General features: G+C 35.6%; 17 protein-coding genes. All 17 read left to right on the top strand.

Features of this window, described 5'->3' with window-relative positions; genetic code table 11:
- Positions 1-955: glycosyltransferase (locus FJR37_RS21950; RefSeq protein ID WP_168467123.1), on the top strand; the 955-nt coding region annotated here is incomplete at its 5' end.
- Between the two features lie 14 nt (positions 956-969).
- On the top strand, positions 970-1,632 hold the full coding sequence (locus FJR37_RS21945; RefSeq protein ID WP_168467122.1) for an acetyltransferase: 663 nt from the start codon (positions 970-972) through the stop codon (positions 1,630-1,632).
- The gene (locus tag FJR37_RS21940) at positions 1,629-2,609 is read left to right on the top strand and encodes a glycosyltransferase family A protein (protein ID WP_168467121.1); all 981 of its coding nucleotides are present in this window, start codon (positions 1,629-1,631) and stop codon (positions 2,607-2,609) included. Before FJR37_RS21945 ends, FJR37_RS21940 begins: the two co-directional genes overlap by 4 nt.
- An 18-nt stretch (positions 2,610-2,627) precedes the next feature.
- Positions 2,628-3,626 (top strand): glycosyltransferase, encoded by a 999-nt coding sequence (locus FJR37_RS21935; protein WP_168467120.1) that lies wholly within the window; start codon positions 2,628-2,630, stop codon positions 3,624-3,626.
- 37 nt (positions 3,627-3,663) lie between these two features.
- Positions 3,664-4,530 carry an FkbM family methyltransferase gene (locus FJR37_RS21930; protein ID WP_168467119.1) on the top strand — a complete coding sequence of 289 codons (867 nt, stop codon included), beginning with the start codon at positions 3,664-3,666 and terminating at the stop codon, positions 4,528-4,530.
- Between the two features lie 17 nt (positions 4,531-4,547).
- Entirely contained in the window at positions 4,548-5,699 is a 1,152-nt protein-coding gene (locus FJR37_RS21925) for a glycosyltransferase family 4 protein (protein ID WP_168467118.1), read from the top strand.
- Positions 5,700-5,753: 54 nt separating this feature from the next.
- The gene (locus FJR37_RS21920) at positions 5,754-6,140 is read left to right on the top strand and encodes a methyltransferase type 11 (RefSeq protein WP_168467117.1); all 387 of its coding nucleotides are present in this window, start codon (positions 5,754-5,756) and stop codon (positions 6,138-6,140) included.
- Between the two features lie 18 nt (positions 6,141-6,158).
- Positions 6,159-7,088, top strand: a complete 930-nt coding sequence (locus FJR37_RS21915; protein WP_168467116.1) for a glycosyltransferase family 2 protein — start codon at positions 6,159-6,161, stop codon at positions 7,086-7,088.
- Positions 7,089-7,329: 241 nt separating this feature from the next.
- Complete coding sequence (locus FJR37_RS21910) at positions 7,330-9,003, top strand: right-handed parallel beta-helix repeat-containing protein (RefSeq protein ID WP_168467115.1); 1,674 nt, start codon at positions 7,330-7,332, stop codon at positions 9,001-9,003.
- Between the two features lie 39 nt (positions 9,004-9,042).
- Positions 9,043-9,513 carry a hypothetical protein gene (locus FJR37_RS21905; protein WP_168467114.1) on the top strand — a complete coding sequence of 157 codons (471 nt, stop codon included), beginning with the start codon at positions 9,043-9,045 and terminating at the stop codon, positions 9,511-9,513.
- 135 nt (positions 9,514-9,648) lie between these two features.
- Positions 9,649-10,563, top strand: coding sequence for a glycosyltransferase (locus FJR37_RS21900; protein WP_217355365.1), 915 nt, complete (start codon positions 9,649-9,651; stop codon positions 10,561-10,563).
- Positions 10,564-10,570: 7 nt separating this feature from the next.
- Complete coding sequence (locus FJR37_RS21895; protein ID WP_168467112.1) at positions 10,571-11,953, top strand: hypothetical protein; 1,383 nt, start codon at positions 10,571-10,573, stop codon at positions 11,951-11,953.
- 42 nt (positions 11,954-11,995) lie between these two features.
- Complete coding sequence (locus FJR37_RS21890) at positions 11,996-13,141, top strand: glycosyltransferase (RefSeq protein ID WP_168467111.1); 1,146 nt, start codon at positions 11,996-11,998, stop codon at positions 13,139-13,141.
- Positions 13,142-13,342: 201 nt separating this feature from the next.
- Complete coding sequence (locus FJR37_RS21885) at positions 13,343-13,588, top strand: hypothetical protein (RefSeq protein ID WP_228036620.1); 246 nt, start codon at positions 13,343-13,345, stop codon at positions 13,586-13,588.
- Positions 13,589-13,667: 79 nt separating this feature from the next.
- Positions 13,668-14,810 carry a glycosyltransferase family 4 protein gene (locus tag FJR37_RS21880; RefSeq protein ID WP_168467110.1) on the top strand — a complete coding sequence of 381 codons (1,143 nt, stop codon included), beginning with the start codon at positions 13,668-13,670 and terminating at the stop codon, positions 14,808-14,810.
- Positions 14,811-15,040: 230 nt separating this feature from the next.
- The gene (locus tag FJR37_RS21875; RefSeq protein ID WP_168467109.1) at positions 15,041-16,288 is read left to right on the top strand and encodes a glycosyltransferase; all 1,248 of its coding nucleotides are present in this window, start codon (positions 15,041-15,043) and stop codon (positions 16,286-16,288) included.
- 194 nt (positions 16,289-16,482) lie between these two features.
- Positions 16,483-16,929 carry a DUF29 domain-containing protein gene (locus tag FJR37_RS21870; protein ID WP_027402573.1) on the top strand — a complete coding sequence of 149 codons (447 nt, stop codon included), beginning with the start codon at positions 16,483-16,485 and terminating at the stop codon, positions 16,927-16,929.
- Positions 16,930-16,971: the final 42 nt, after the last annotated feature.

Below are 16,971 nucleotides of genomic sequence, written 5' to 3'. Positions count from 1 at the left end.
AGTTAGTGTTGTCATGATGACCCGCAATCATCAGAACTATATTAGACAAGCAGTAGAAAGTGTTATTAATCAAGAAGTTAATTTTCCGATAGAAATTCTGATTGGTGAAGACTTTTCGACAGATAACACAAGGCAAGAATGCGAGAAGTTGCAATTAGAATATCCTCATTTAATCCGTCTCATTGTTGCTACAGAGAATGTCGGTATTACCCCTAATTTCCTGCGTTTGGTTTCTCGTGCCAGAGGCAAGTATATAGCTTTACTGGAAGGTGATGATTATTGGATTCATCCTCAAAAACTATCTTTGCAAGTCGAATTAATGGAAACACATCCAGAATATTCTTGGTGTGGAGGCAAAACAATTAACCGTACATTTCCATGTATATTAAAGGAATATTATACATTTGAAGAAACTCTTGAAAGATATATTATTCATACGTCAACTGTATTGTTCAAGCATAATGTACTTAATGTCTATCCTAACTTCCCAAATATTGTTGGATGGATTTCCTTCGTCTACATATATTTATCACAGTATGGGAATTGTGGATTTCTTAATGAAGAACTTTCTTTCTATCGTAAACATACAGGAGGTCTATATACTGGAAAAAATGCTATTGAGCATATGCTATTATCGCATTTATTTACTGATGTTTCTAGGGATTACCTGAATAATGATCGTAAATATTTGCATCATCTTCTCAAGAGAGAATTATGGATTTGTTCTATGGAAACAGAAATAAAAATAGAAACCTATGGTATGAAAGTATGGTTTGATAATATACAAATTTTGTATTTAGAGTTTCCGAGATTAATTAAAATAATCCCCTTAGAGTTCATCGCTTTTTCAATTAAAATATTTGCTCAACCATTAATATTTTTGTATTTTTATTCTAGGAGAAAGCTGGCTTTGAGATCGCGTCTTGTATCCCTTGTTAATTATTTTAAAGTATAGGTTTTTAATCTTAAATGAGAAATATATTTATTTTAGGGGCATCAGGTCATGGCAAATCTATATTGGATCTTGTTAAGCTGGAAAAACGATATCATCTCATAGGCTTTATTGATTCTATAAAAACTGTTGGTAGTGATTATTGTGGTTATCCTATTTTAGGTAGAGAAGCTGATCTAGATGGCTTGATGCAAAATTATCAAGTTAAAGATTTCATGATTGCGATTGGTGATAATTATCAAAGATTCGCCGTAGCAGAGCGTATTCAAAAAGCTCATCCATCTCTTCAGTTAGTAACATCTATTCACCCATCTGCGGTTATTAGTTCTGATGTTACGATTGGTGCAGGATCAGTTATCATGCCTCATGTTACTGTTGTTAGTGGATGTAGCATTGGCAAAGGTTGTATTTTAAATACCAAAAGTTCTTTAGATCATGATTCAGTCATGGGAGATTGGTCTAGTCTTGCTCCTGGTGTAACCACAGGTGGAAATGTGAAAATCGGCATACGTAGTTCTATCGGTTTGGGGGGAAATATCATTGAGAAGGTTGAGATTGGTCAAGATACGGTTATTGGCGCAGGTTCTCTAGTCTTAAAAAATATCGGCGATCGCCTTTTAGCCTATGGTAGTCCTTGTAAAGCTGTGCGCGATCGCCTAATAGATGAGAAGTATATATGAATCAAAATTTTATCCCTAATCTCGTTAGTACCATCATTCCTGTCTATAACCGCTCTAAAATGGTGATCAAAGCAGTTGATAGTGTATTAGAGCAAACCTATCGCCCCATTGAAATCATCCTAGTTAATGATGGTTCAACTGATAACACCCCTCAAGTATTAGAAAATTTAGCTAGTCAGCATCCAGAAGTTATCCTTATACATCGTGAAAATGGTGGTGCTGGACTAGCCCGTGAGACAGGACGTTTAGCGGCTCAAGGCGAGTATATCCAATATTTGGATAGTGATGATTGGTTAGTCCCGAATAAATTCACCGATCAGGTTAAAGCACTACAAGATCACCCTAATTGTGCGATCGCCTATGGTACTTCTATGTTAGTCTCGGAAAATGGCTCAATCATTGATGCCGTTAGTCGAGGTACAGGAACACAAATAGATTATCTATTCCCGCGTCTATTGCTAGAACGCTGGTGGCATACCCATACCCCACTATTTCGTAGAGAGATCGTAGAGTCAGCAGGAGCGTGGCCAAAACAGCGCCCAGAAGATTGGGATGTAGAAGCAAGAATGGGAGCAAAAAAAGTCCGTTTAATTCATTGTGGTTCTGTGGTATCTTGTCAGCTTGATCATGCAGGTGCAGAAAGGGTTTCTCGCCAAAGCCAAACGGCTTACCTGCGCGATGAAGCTTGGTTTTTACCTCGCTTATATCATTGTGCTTTGGAGGCGGGAATGACTCATGAAGACAAAGAAATGCAAGTCTTTGCTCGTTGGTTGTTTATGCGAGCAAGAGACTTGGGTAGTTTGGGAGAAATCAAGCAGGCTAATAGTTTGTTACATTTAGCCAAAATCATTGCCAATCAATCTCAACTTTCTTTGCAGTTGGTTTCACTTATGCGAAAGTTTTTCGGATGGCATTTAACCAGCAAATTATGTTCTACCTACATCCAGTTTTCTCCAACTGTTCCTAAAGGCAAATAAAACATCTTAGAAACAAATATGGAGAATAATCTCATTACATTAGAGATGATGGCTGCCATATCAGCCTATGAAATTGGAGATATACAGATAAAGGCTCAACCAATGGTAAGTGTAATTATGCTTGCCTATAATCATGCCGAATATATCCGACAAGCAATTTACAGTATTGTTAAGCAACAAACCGAAGGATTTACCTTTGAATTACTAATTGGCGAAGATGGTTCAACAGATAACACTTTAGATATTTGTAAAGAAATTCAGCAGCAATATCCAAATATTATTAGGTTAATTATTAGTGAGCAAAATGTAGGAATGCACCGTAATTTTGCACGATTATGGATTCGGGCAAGGGGGAAATATATTGCTTTTTGTGAAGGTGATGATTATTGGATTGATGAGAAAAAGTTAATAAAACAGATACACTTATTAGATAATAATCCTGAATGTACATTATGTGGAACTTACACACAATCTATTCGGCAAAATGATCAAGGTAATTGGGAAAATACTGAATTAATTAGACCAAATAAAGTTCAGGATTTCTATTCCTTTGAAGAGATGATTCCTAGCTATAACTTCCATTTTTCAAGTATAATGCTCGCTAAGGAATCAGTAAACTTTCCAACTTGGTTTTGGAATGTCTATTGTGTAGATCGCCCTCTCTACCTCTTAGCCACGCAGAAAGGATTAGCAGGTTTAATACCTGAGATTACATCTGTTTACCGTCATCATGCCGGCGGTGGCTGGTCTCCCTTGTCCTTGCAAGATAAAGCAGATAAAAGTACACATCTTTTTCAAACAATGGGGGAATATTTTAATAAGAGATATAAAGGCTTTTTTGATAAAACTCTTGGGAATATCTTATGGTTTTATATGTCTGAAGCTTTAAGTAATAAACAAGTTGATAGTGCCAAAAATTTATTCTGGGAGTCATTCAGATATATAAATCCAAAAACATTATTTGAGTACATCAGATTTTTCAAAGTTTTTGTAAGAATTTTATCCTCGAACGTATAATTTAAAATCCTTGTAAATACATATTTAATCTAACGTCATGTCTAAATTAACATCAACTTTTCAAAAAATAGTGAACAATGTCAATTTGCTTATAGAAGACCCTGTGACTTTTACACGCAAAATAAAATATTTGTATGGCACAGCACAATCTGAAAATATCAAGATTGGTAAAGATATAAATTTTTATATTGACTTGAATTTAGAGCATCCAGCAATTCGAGGTATGTATTTTGGGATATATGAAGTCAACCTAATTGATGCTCTCAAGAAATTTCTTAAGCATGGAGATACTTTTATTGATGTAGGTGCAAATATTGGATATATATCTGGCCACGCTTTATCATTTGTTGGAAAGAGTGGTTCTATTCATGCTTTTGAACCAGTTCCAAAATATTTCAATTATTTAACAAAGTTTCGTGACATAAATGCAAACTACTCAATAACTCTCAACAATTTAGCATTAGGATCAGCAACCACCTTTGCGAAGATAGCAATTAACGAAACTAACTTTGGATGGAATACAATGGTTCCTGATTTTATGAGCAATGGAGTAAAAGAAGAAATTGAAGTTCAAACTATCTTGCTTGATGACTATGTATTAAGTCTAGATAAGATAGAAAGGGAAAATATAAGTGTTATTAAAATTGATGTAGAAGGATATGAGTTTGAAGTTTTAAAAGGAGGATATAAGTTTTTAAAAGATGCGACAAAACCACCAATCATCATAGTTGAAATTAATACGTCTGCATACCCTAAGTTGGGATATACAGCTAAAGATATTTCAGATTTCATGAGTAGTCTTAACTACTCTTGTAAAAGTTTAAATCTTCAAAGAAATATAGACTTATCTAAGCTTACGAAAACGACGGATGTTTGCTTTGTTCCTCAAAATACTAAATATTAGCATTTAATCATCATTTTATGACTCAAATATTGGTAATCATCCAAAACAAACCAACCCAATTTGATGTTCCTCTTTATCAACGAATTGCTCAAGAACATCCCTTTAAATTGATTGTTTACTACACACAAACGTACTCAAATACAGTCTTCGATGAAAACTATGATCCAGAAATAGGCCGATCTCCTGATTGGGATCACTTAAAAAATGCCAAATACGATCGCCGCGATCTCACAGCAGCAGAAACCAAAAATGCTCAACTCGTAGCCAAAAAAATTATTGCCGATCAACCAGACCTAGTAATTTTATCTGGATACTATCCTCGACTTCATGCCAAATTAGCCATGATCTTGAAACTCAAAGGTATTCCCATAGGCTTACGATCAGATAACACCATACCCCATTCAGAACTGTCAGGTTTCAAAGGCTTACTCAAGCGGACATTACTCCGTTATTGGCTCAGACTCTATGACTATTGGCATCCTGTCGGCACATTAGCCCGTGAATACTTAGAAACAATTTCAGGTATTACTAAACCAACCTTTTACTTTCCTTACAATGTTGATAATGACTGGTTTGCAAAAACATCATCAACATATAGAGATCGCCGTAATGAAATACGCCAAACCTTCGACATACCCAGCAACGCCTATGTAGTTTTAGGTATCATGAAATGGCATCCTCGAGAAGATCCTCTCACCCTAGTCAAAGCATTTGCCCAATTACATCAACAATTACCTAATACTTTCTTGATATTAGTTGGTGATGGTATTCTCAGGTCTGATATAGAAAAGGAAATAGAACCATTTAAAAATGCAGTTGTCCTACCTGGCTATGTTGCCTACTCAGAACTTTCTAAGTTTTACGGTATATCCGATGTATTTGTCCATCCTGCCGTTAACGAACCTTGGGGCGTATCAGTTAATGAAGCTCTGGCTTGTGGTTTACCTGTAATTACATCAGATGGAGTAGGTTCACGAATTGATTTAATCCAGGAGGGACAAAATGGGTTTGTTTTTCCACAACAAGATATTCAAGCATTGACTAACTGCTTAATAAAGATTGTCCAAAGTCCCGAACTATCTGAAGAATTTTGTCAGAAATCTTTAAAGCCATGGTCATATCAGACAACTATTTCGGAATTTTGCTCTATTACAACAGTTAGGAATTAAAAACATGGATTCACACAATAAACACAACAATATTTATTTACAGAACATTTAGCCTTGACAGATTTTGAAATAGCTCTCAACAATACATTCACTTTATTAAAACCTCAAGGAATATTTAGATTTATTGTTCCAGATATAAAGGAAATTGCCATAGATTATGTTAACTCATCTTCCCCTGACGCATCTGTTTTCTTCATGAAAGAGACCCTGCTAGGTTCAATAAACTCTCGTCGTGGCATCAAAGGTTTAATTTACAGTTGGTTAGGTAATAGTGATCACTTATGGATGTGGGACTATCCCGCTTTAGAACTTTATTTAAAACGTGCAGGTTTTCAAGAAATTAGAAGAGGTTATTTCCATGATTCAGAAGACCAGAGATTTACAGAAGTTGAAGAAAAAGCAAGATTTGTCAAATCTGTCTGTGTCCAATGTAGAAAATAAAGTAGTAATTACAACAATATGAATTCAACTAATTCTCTATCTCTCAGCATTGTTATACCAACCTACAATAGAGAACAAATATTAATTGATACTATAAATTTTTTGCTGCCACAAATTCATAGTGTTAACTTTGATAATTTAATTATTATTGATCAAACTGTTGAACACGAACCAGCAGTAGAATCTAAACTATTATCTTTGCACAATCAAGGTTTAATCAAATGGGTTCGATTATCAGAGGCAAATTTAACTAAAGCCATGAATGAGGGATTATACATGACTAAAAGTGATATCGTGTTATTTACTGATGATGATATAATTCCTGCTGATGGCTTATTAAAAGCTCATGTTCAAGCATTTGAGAAGCAAAATGACTTAACAGCGGTAGTTGGTCAAGTCTTACAACCTAAAGAAATTTCGGAAAAATTACCTTATCAACCAAAAGGTGGTAGCATTTATCGTTTTTTAGACTTTCCCTTTAGAAGTACACAAGAATGTTTTGTTGAAAATATTATGGCTGGTAATTTATCTGTGAATAGAAATAAAGCCATAACTTTGGGGGGGTTTGATGAATCCTTCCAGCCTCCAGTGGCTTCTCGTTTTGAAACAGATTTCGCCAAACGAGTTATTGCTAATAATGGAAAAATCTGGTTTGAACCTAGTGCTAGTATTAATCATTTGCAAGCACAATCTGGAGGAACACGATCTAAAGGAAATTTCTTAAAATCTGCATCCCCTATTTATACAGTTGGTGATTACTACTATGCTTTACGTCATGGTCATGGATTAGAAAAAATTATGTACATTCTAATTAGACCTTTTAGACAAGTGAGAACTCGTTTTCATCTCCGCCATCCTTGGTGGATTCCTGTTAAACTAATTGGCGAAATAAGAGGATTTTTTCAAGCCTATCAACTTGCAAGCAAACCGCCTCAACTTCGCAAGTGAGTTAAGCAAATATAGTCAATTTTTTTGGCTTTTACAGTAATTGTATTAATGTTAAAATCCTTATCTCGCATGGGACGATACCCTAGATTGATCAGATGGATTATAGGACAAATTGATCGATTTCATCAAGCAGCACCAATTTTGTCACCGCGAAAAATGCAATGGTCATCCTATGAATTAACCATTGATAAACTTTATCGTGCCGGAAGTATCTGTTTTTTAATTAAAAAGCTTTATTCTGATGAAGAATAGTGAAAGCCAAGTATCTTTAATAATAATCAATTCTTGGCTAATTTTAACTACTATCATTGCTGCCATAAATTTCTGGCAAATACCTACCCCCTGGCTACGCCAAGGCAAAATTTATGTTTCACCTCATGGAAAGGATTGGCAATTAGGTAATAGTCCTACCCATGCGGTTAACACTATCCAAAGAGCAGCAGATATGGTTGCTGCTGGAGAAGAGATCATCATTCTCCCCGGAATTTATCGGGAAAAATTTCATATTCGTCAAAGTGGTCAACCTGACAATCCTATTACTTTTCGCGCCCAAGAACCAGGAACAGTCACCATTACCAATGCAGTTGATCCAGAAATTATTAAATCGCTATTATGGCGGTGGGAAGGAGATGGTATTTTTTCGACAGAACCACCCTGGGATGTCTACCGAGTTTCATATAAATATAAGGAAGAAAATCTATATCATGCCCATTGGGGGGTAACTTTAGATAAATTCCGAGCGTTGGTAAAACGAAAGAATGCCTATGGTGCATTTTATTATGATCGCCAAATCAAACGCCTGTATGTTTTTCTGCCATCAGGTAAATCACTAGAAAATATCTCAATACCTAGCAAAGTTCCATCTCCTGATCAATTTGGCAATGTTCCCCCTGCGGCTAATATCTGGGTAGAAGCTAATCATATTGTTTTTGAAGGCTTGCGTTTAAAAATGGGTGTAAGTGCAGGCATATTACTATGGGATGCTTCTAATATCACAGTTAGAGATTGTTATTTTACTGGCGCAATGTATGGGGTATCTTCCTCGTCTATTGCTAAACCAGCCAGCAATATCTTAGTTGAACATAGTTTTTATCATAATTACCCCCAGCATGACTGGTATGAAAATTGGTTAACCTGGCGGGAGGTTTATTCAACTGGTGGCAATTCATCTCTTCTCAGCTTAACTGCTCAGGGTGTAACTATTCGCCATAATCTTGTGTCTCACGGGGGGGACGGACTACAAATATCTCCACAAACAACTTTTGATAATTCTGATCAATCTCATCCTATAGGTGCGGAAGTTTACGGAAATTTGTTGTTCAGAAATACAGATGATGCCATTGAATTTGATGGACTGGCAGAAAATATCCATGTTTACCAGAATTTGATTTATGACTCCTTTGTAAGTTTAGGACTTAGCCCGGTTCTCAAAGGTCCCGTATTGATTGAAAATAATATTTTCTTACATCCATTTCATCCTAAACATACTAAACATACAGCCCATTTGAAACTTCTTAATCCTTGGTTTAAAGCTGAAGAAACAAATAGCGATCGCAATACTATACGTAATATTCGAGTTCGTAACAATACATTTGTCGGTAATTGGTTAGCTTGGTGGGATGAAACCCCAATAGTAGATGTAAAGATACATAATAATAACTTCGCTATACAACGCCAGATGAATCCTCCTGGAAAACAAGGAATTACTGATATTAATAATCGCATCATTAAATTAGACACATCTGGATACTCAAATCCAGGAACTGATCCTCAATGGCGATACATTCATCAATCTAATCACAGTTCACCTTGGCAAATTCCTCAACCAGGACCAGGCTGGTTTGACTATCAATCACACCCTGCTACCCTTGATATACGGAAAAAAATATCATCTGATTTTTTCATAACACACTAATTTTATGTGTATGGTTTTACCATATAATGAACAACTACAATGCTCCAAAAACTCAAGTATTGGCTTGTATCAGTATTATTAAGTACATTATGGGGTTGTGTGATAGGTATTTTGTTACAGTATAGTTTTGAACAAACAAGTATAGACTATGACATGATACCTTTAGAGCAATTTCATTGGGGAATTAGGTACGGATTGTTTATGGGTACGGTTATCGCTCTCTCAGCAACAATTTATAAACCAAGTCGGCTATATTTACGGAAAATTTTGGCCGATTTATTACTAGTTACTGTGATCATCATAGTAACTATTGTTATTGCGGCTATAATGGGGGTTTTTAGCTATAATCACGGTCTATGGGAGACAAGCAACTGGCAGTCACCTAATCCTCGTCGTCATGTTATGTTCATCAGCTCAACCTATGGGCGTGATATTGGGGTAATACTCAGCTTATTAGCGATCGCAATCAATAGAATCAGAGATTTCCAACTTTTTTCTCGGCTACAGTAAATCAGCTAAGTAGGTAAACCGAAAAATTTAAAGGTATGTGAAGAAAAGTAAGATCGCCCAAAACTCTCTCCCTGTTCCCTTGCCCCAACGACAATTTTTAACGCCAACCTACTTATGACCAAAGTATCAGTTGTAATGAGTATTTACAACGAAGAAAAAACACTATCAGAGACTTTAATTAGTATATTAACTCAGCAAGAAATTGATTTTGAATTTATTGTTGTTAATGATGGTTCTACAGATAGTTCTGCAAAAATTCTTGATGATTTTGCTAGGTCTTACTCCAATTTAAAAGTAATTCATCAATTAAATGCTGGACTAACAAGAGCTTTAATTAGGGGCTGCAAAGCAGCACAAGGAGAATTTATTGCCCGTCAAGATTGTGGTGATATTGCCTTACCTCATCGCTTGCGATCGCAAGCTGATATCTTAGATGAAGATTCTCATATTTCTCTAGTTTCTGCTTGGGTAGATTTTTTATCCCCTGATAGTGAGTATTTGTATACTTGTTCTCCATCTATATCTAGATCATCACAAACATTGAGATTAGAGAATATTAAAGATTTTCTAATGCCAGCCCATCATGGATGTACTATGTTCCGTAATAGTACATATAATTTGGTGGGAGGCTATCGTGCCAATTTTTATTTTGCCCAAGATCGTGACTTATGGACTCGTTTGATTGAAAAAGGCGATCATGTGATTATTCCCCAAGTTCTCTATAAAGCAACAATTAATATTAATTCAATTAGCGGTAAATATGCTTCAGAGCAGCGAAATTTAAAAAACTTAATTGATCAAGTAACATTAGCGAGGCGAAATAGTAAAAGTGAAGAACCATATCTTAAAATGGCTAATGATATTCAGCCTCAACCAAAATCTATAGATTTTCAGCGTCAATCAAATAGTTGCTATTTTATCGGTTCGTGCCTGTTAAAAAACCATAATTCCCACTCTCTTGATTATTTTACAGAAGCCATTAAGTATAATAAACTTCATTATAGAAGTTGGCTCAAGATTTTTTTGTTAAAAACTAAGTTTATCCGCTAAGAATTTTATGATTGATATATTATTTTCATTATTATTTGCATCTTTTCTTTTTGTCAATTGGCAAAATGGTTTTTTATTAATTACAGTTTACGGATTCCTTCAAGATCCTCTGAGAAAAATTACTCCAGGTCAACCTGTTATTATAACTGTACTAGCAGCCCTTTCTTTGATTATTGTTTTCTGTAAGTTAAAATTTAGTAGTTCTTCTCCTTCACTATTTTCTCCTTTCAAAAATCAGCAAAATATTGAATCTGTAGTTAGTACTTATATATTGATTGTAGTCGTACAAGCGATACTTGGATATATCAGATACAATAGTATGGTAATGTTTACTATCGGCTTGTTATCTTACTTAATTCCTATACCGATTCTCTGGGTTGTATGGTATGCCAATAAAAATTTTGCAGTTATTATCAAACAGGCTAAGATTTACGTTATTTTCGGTATTATTGTATCTTTTACTATTTTTCTTTCCTATTTAGGAGTTAATTGGCCGATTCTTAAAGCTGTTGGTGATGGAATGTTAATTTCTAGTGATTATGGACCTTTAATATCTCATTCGGGACTAATGCGTAGTGGAGAAATAGCTACGTGGCACATTGCTACGGCAGGATGTATTCTAATAGGCTATTTAATTCACAAAAATAATCTTAGTTTATATATGATATTTTCACCTGTATTAGGAGGAATGTTTTTAGCTGGACTGCTCACTGGTCGTCGTAAATTTATTGGGGAAATAGTTGTTTTTGTTTTTGTTTACCTAATGCTGTATTTTTACTTTAACTCCAAAAAAGCATTAAATAATACCTACTTTTTTGTAGTTTTGATTGGTGGTACATTGGTATTTACCTATTTTTTCCCGTTGGATTTAAAAGGAATCGTTGATCCTGGTTTGCAACCATATCTAGTTAGGGGTGAATCAGTAGTTGGTGATGATCGCTTAGTATCTCTAGGTTTTAACTCCATTCTCTGGGCTATTAATCGTTTTGGTTATTTTGGTATTGGTGCTGGAACAGCAGGTTTAGGAATGGCTCATTTTGGCGGTACAATTGAAGGAGCCGGTGGTGCTGGAGAGGCAGGGTTAGGAAAAATAGTTGTTGAACTTGGGATTCCTGGTTTAATTATTATTGTTTATTTAATATTTAAGTTATTGCTAGTATTCTGGAGAAATCTAAAAGTTTCTTTCTATCTTAATAAAGGAGAACTGTCTTGTCTCAATTTAATCTATTTCTCCTTATTAATAGCTAATATTCCGATGTTTGTTGCTTCATCTTTACTATTTGGTGATCCATTTGTTTTAATAATTATTGGTCTTTTTATGGGAAATCTTCTAGGAATTAAAAGGGCATTGGGTTTAGATAATTATCCTTATGTTTTGGACAGAATTTAGAAAATGATTAATCTGAAAAATTATATCTTTTATTAAAAACCCATGAATACGAAGACTCTTCACCTATGGTTTCCCAACTTATTTGAATTTACAGGTGGTATTCAAACATACTGCCGTTTTTTCCTCCAAGCCATTCAAAATATCTATCCTGATAATCATTATCATGTATTTATCAAGCATGACAAAAATTCCTCACCCAACTTCTCGACCATAGCCCCCACTCAGTTCCACTTTTCTGGATCTATACCATTACCGCTGAGAACACTTGTATTTGCAGCCCAACTAATTGGTTGGGGACTCTGGAAACGTCCAAATTTAATCATTATGGGCCACCTGAATTTCAGCGTTGCAGCCTACTGGCTAAAACGACTCACAAATATCCCTTATTGGGTAATGGCTTATGGTATAGAAGCTTGGGATATCCAAAACACTTCTGTGATTAAGGCTCTACATCATGCAGACCTGATTTTAGCAATTAGCAGTTACACACGCGATCGCCTCATCAAAGAACAAAACCTCGACCCGAATAAAATTGTTATCTTACCATGCCAGTTTGAACCTAGTCGCTTTCAACCAGCCCCCAAACCTGCTTATTTATTAGAAAAATATGGACTAAGGCGGGAACAACCTATAGTATTAACTGTAGCTCGACTAGCGGAAGTTGAACGCTATAAGGGTTATGACCAAATTCTTCAAGCACTTCCTCAAATTCGTCAGCAAATTCCCGATATTCACTACATTCTTGTGGGTAAAGGAAATGACGAAACTAGAATTAAGCAATTAATTACCCAACTCGGATTACAAGATTGTGTCACCTTAGCTGGATTTATTCCTGATGAACAACTGTGTGATTACTACAATCTCTGTGATATTTTTGCTATGCCCAGTAAAAAAGAAGGATTTGGTATTGTCTACTTAGAAGCCCTAGCCTGTGGTAAACCTGTATTGGGAGGTAATCAAGATGGTGCTACGGACGCGCTTTGTCATGGTAAACTAGGGGCATTGGTAAATCCTGATGATGTAGATGAAATTGCTCAAACTATTATTCAAATTTTACAGGGTACATATCCCAACCCTTTAATGTATCAACCCGAATCTTTGCGTCAACAGGTTATTGATATCTTTGGTTTCGAGCAGTTTCAGAAAACTTTGGCTGGATATTTACAGGATCATCAAACCAGATCATAAAATCAGGAAGCCAGGAAGCCAGGGAATTGATTCCCTGTCTAATAGCTGAAGTCGGTTTTAACCGACTGGTTTGGGTAATATTGATATATGGCATTTCTGGTTTTTACCCCACCCTAACCCTGCCCTTGTAAAGCAGGGCTGTTTCATTCCCTGAAAGGCGCATAATGTCAAGGTTTCATTTTAGCGATCGCTCTAATCTTTATGGTAAAAAGTTTAAATTTTTGGGTCAATATTGATATTATCACTGATGGGGTAGAAGGGTTTATCATTCCCATTCGAGATGTAGAAGCCCTCAAGGATAAACTAGAATGGTGTTATTCTCATCCCCAAGAACTAGCAGAAATGGGACGTGCAGCTAGAGGCAAAGCGGAGGAGTTAAATTGGGGTTTGTATAGGCAACGATTAATTAAGGGGGTGCAATCTGTGTTAAATTCACATAAAAGCTAGAAAATCAGGAATAATATTTCATGTCATGACACTATTAATAATTATCAACTTAGAAAAATTAACCTTCATTTAAAAGTGTATGTCTAAAGTCCCTAAGATTCATGTTTGGATGCCTGATATCTTCCAATTTAAAGGAGGAATACAGGTTTATTCAGCCTTTTTCATCCAAGCCATAGAAAGGATTTTACCAGATAGCGATCGCCATATTTTTCTGAAAAATGATGCTAAGTCTACGGATGATTTACAATCTAATCCAGACACTAAGTTCCAATTTGCTGGACAATGGAAATATTCTTGGCTACATACACCAGTATTTGCCTTTCAAGTTTTTTTAGCAGCTTTGCAAGAACGCCCTGATCTGATTATCTGTGGACATATCAATTTCTCGCCACTGGCTTTACAAATCTTTAAGTTATTAAAAATTCCTTACTGGGTAATTGTACATGGTATTGATGCTTGGGATATCAAAGAAGCATCTAAAATAAGTGCTTTGAAAGCAGCAGAGAAAATACTTTCAGTCAGTGAATACACATCTAATCACATCCTAATAGATCAGGAAAATTCACTGAAGAATATACATATACTATCAAATACTTTTAATGCTAGTCAATTTATAATTCAGTCTAAACCTCAGTATTTATTAGACCGATATCAACTTGATAAAAATCAGCCGATTATCCTGACCGTAGCTAGATTAGCTGGAGGCGATCGCTACAAAGGCTATGATCAAATTATTCAATCTTTACCCATCATTCGTCAGCAAATTCCCAATATTCATTACCTTCTTGTCGGTAAGGGAGATGATCGAGATCGAGTGGAAGCAATAATAGATTCTACAAACGTACGCGATTGTGTAACCTTAACGGGGTTTGTATCAGATGAGGAACTAGGAGATCATTATAATCTATGTGATGTCTTTGCTATGCCTAGCAAGGGAGAAGGTTTTGGTATAGTTTATTTGGAAGCACTTGCTTGTGGTAAACCAACTATTGGTGGAAATCAAGATGGTGCTATTGATGCTCTATGTCATGGTAAATTAGGGGCATTGGTTGATCCTGATGATATCCAAGAACTTGCTGAAACTATCATTTCAATTCTCCAAGGTACATATCCTAATTCATTAATTTACAAACCTCAAGCCCTACGTCAAGCAGTCATTGACACCTTTGGCTTAGAACAGTTTCAAAAAACTCTCGCTACATATTTGGAAAACAGTTTCTAGTTATATCATTGATATAGGAATCCTATTTGATTTGTGAACATTGCAAGAATTAGATATCCGAATTATTAGACAAGTTTGGTATCTTGTTATTGATAACTAATTTAGGATTGCTATAGATCAATCTTGGCAAGACTTTACCTTATAATATATTCTCAAATATTCTTCCAGTCCAGAAATTCTGCTATCATTAAAGCGTATTAATCCTTTATTTTTTTCGAGTAGATAACAACATGAAAGTTCTCCATGTCATTCCTTCAGTTGCGACGGTTCGCGGCGGTCCGAGTCAAGCCATTTTAGAAATGGTGAAAGCTTTAAGAAAAAATGATATTGACGCAGAAATTGTCACCACTAATGATAATGGAGAAGATATATTAGATGTACCTCTAGGAAAATTTATCAATTATCAACAAGTTCCTGTCCAGTTCTTTCCTCGGTTTTCTCCTTCTATTCACTCTTTGAGGGAATTTGCTTTTTCCAGAGAATTAACAATATGGTTATGGCAAAATATCCGTAATTATGACTTATTACATATTCATGCTATTTTCTCCTATAGTTCTACAATAGCAATGGCGATCGCCCGCTGTCAAAAAGTTCCTTATATTGTTATCGTACATGGACTACTTTGTGAATGGTCATTACAGCAAAGTGCTAGAAAAAAGCAAATATATCTCAAAATTATTGAAAAAGCTAATCTTAATCACAGTCAATCAATTCATTTTAACTCTGTTGCAGAACAGCAAGAAGCTGCACTATTGAATTTATCCTCTCCAAATTTTATCATCCCTCACGGACTTGCGATTCCCGATACAATTCCTCATGCTTATCAACGTCTACGACAACATTTTAATTTACCCATAGATGAACCAATTATCTTATTTTTATCTCGCTTACATCCTAAAAAAGGTTTAGACTACCTAATTCCAGCATTAGGTAAATTATCTGATTACCGCTTCACATTCATTGTCGCAGGTAGCGGCGATTCAGATTATGAAACTGAGGTAAAAACTTTAGTCACAACTCATGGAATTGCAGAAAAAACACATTTTACCGGATTTGTCAAGGGTGAAATCAAGGATTTATTAATGCAAGGAGCAGATATATTTGCCCTAACTTCCTATTCCGAAAACTTTGGTATATCAGTTCTAGAATCCCTAGCTGCGGGTACTCCAGTTATAATTACCCCTGGTGTAGCGCTCAGTGATATAGTCCAGCAACAACATCTGGGATATGTTACAGAACTTAATATTAATGATATTGCTACTACAATTGAAAACTTCTTAAATCATCCTCAAAAATCTCAAGAAATGGGCGATTCCTACGGAGCGCTTCGCTATCGCGCCCGGCAGTTTATATTAGATAATTATACATGGGATCATATTGCCTCAAAAATGATATCTGTTTATGAACATACAGCACTTCCCGGTGTTATGAGGTACATATCTAGCGGGCAAGATGCCCGCACCACAAGAGTTTCATGATTCAACTTTGTACCTCATCAGAGCGGAAAAGGCTGTATCATTCACGCCATTAAATGCAGTACAGCTTAAAAAGCGATCGCTCTGGTTTCTCGACTATTGAAAAAACGATTTGGAAAAATAGAGCGATTTCTAGGTCGCGCTTCGCTATCGCAGCTATAATACTATAATAGAGTAAACAATAGTTAGGTGCTTTCATGAACACCATTAATGCTCTTTACGAACAAGATTATTTCCTTTGGCTGGAAGAAACCTATAAACTACTAGAAAATAATCGCATTGAGGAATTAGATTTTTTACATTTAAAGGAGGAAATTCTCAGTTTGGGTAATGAACAAAGGCGGAAAGTTGACAGTTACCTGCGTCAATTGCTCATTCACTTATTGTTGTATAAGTATTGGAACTCTGAAAAAGAATACTGTGCCAAAGGTTGGCAAAATGAAATTGATAACTTTCGATTTGAGCTTGAGTTATTGTTAAAGTCTAAAACGTTGTATAACTATTTCTTGCAAGAAATTGCAGAAATTTATGTTAAAGCCAGAAGACAGGCTATCAAAAAAAGTGAATTACCTGCTCATCTTTTTCCTGAAAGTTGTCCGTTTTCTGCCGATGATCTACTCGATCCAGAATTTATTCCCGATTAAAATTAGTGATGTCCCTGTGAAATTTCTATAATAATGCTTCTC

The organism is Aphanizomenon sp. UHCC 0183 (assembly GCF_009712065.1).
Lineage (GTDB): Bacteria > Cyanobacteriota > Cyanobacteriia > Cyanobacteriales > Nostocaceae > Dolichospermum > Dolichospermum heterosporum.
The sequence above is the reverse complement of the archived record's forward strand: the minus strand, read 5'-3'. Positions and strand labels throughout refer to the sequence as shown.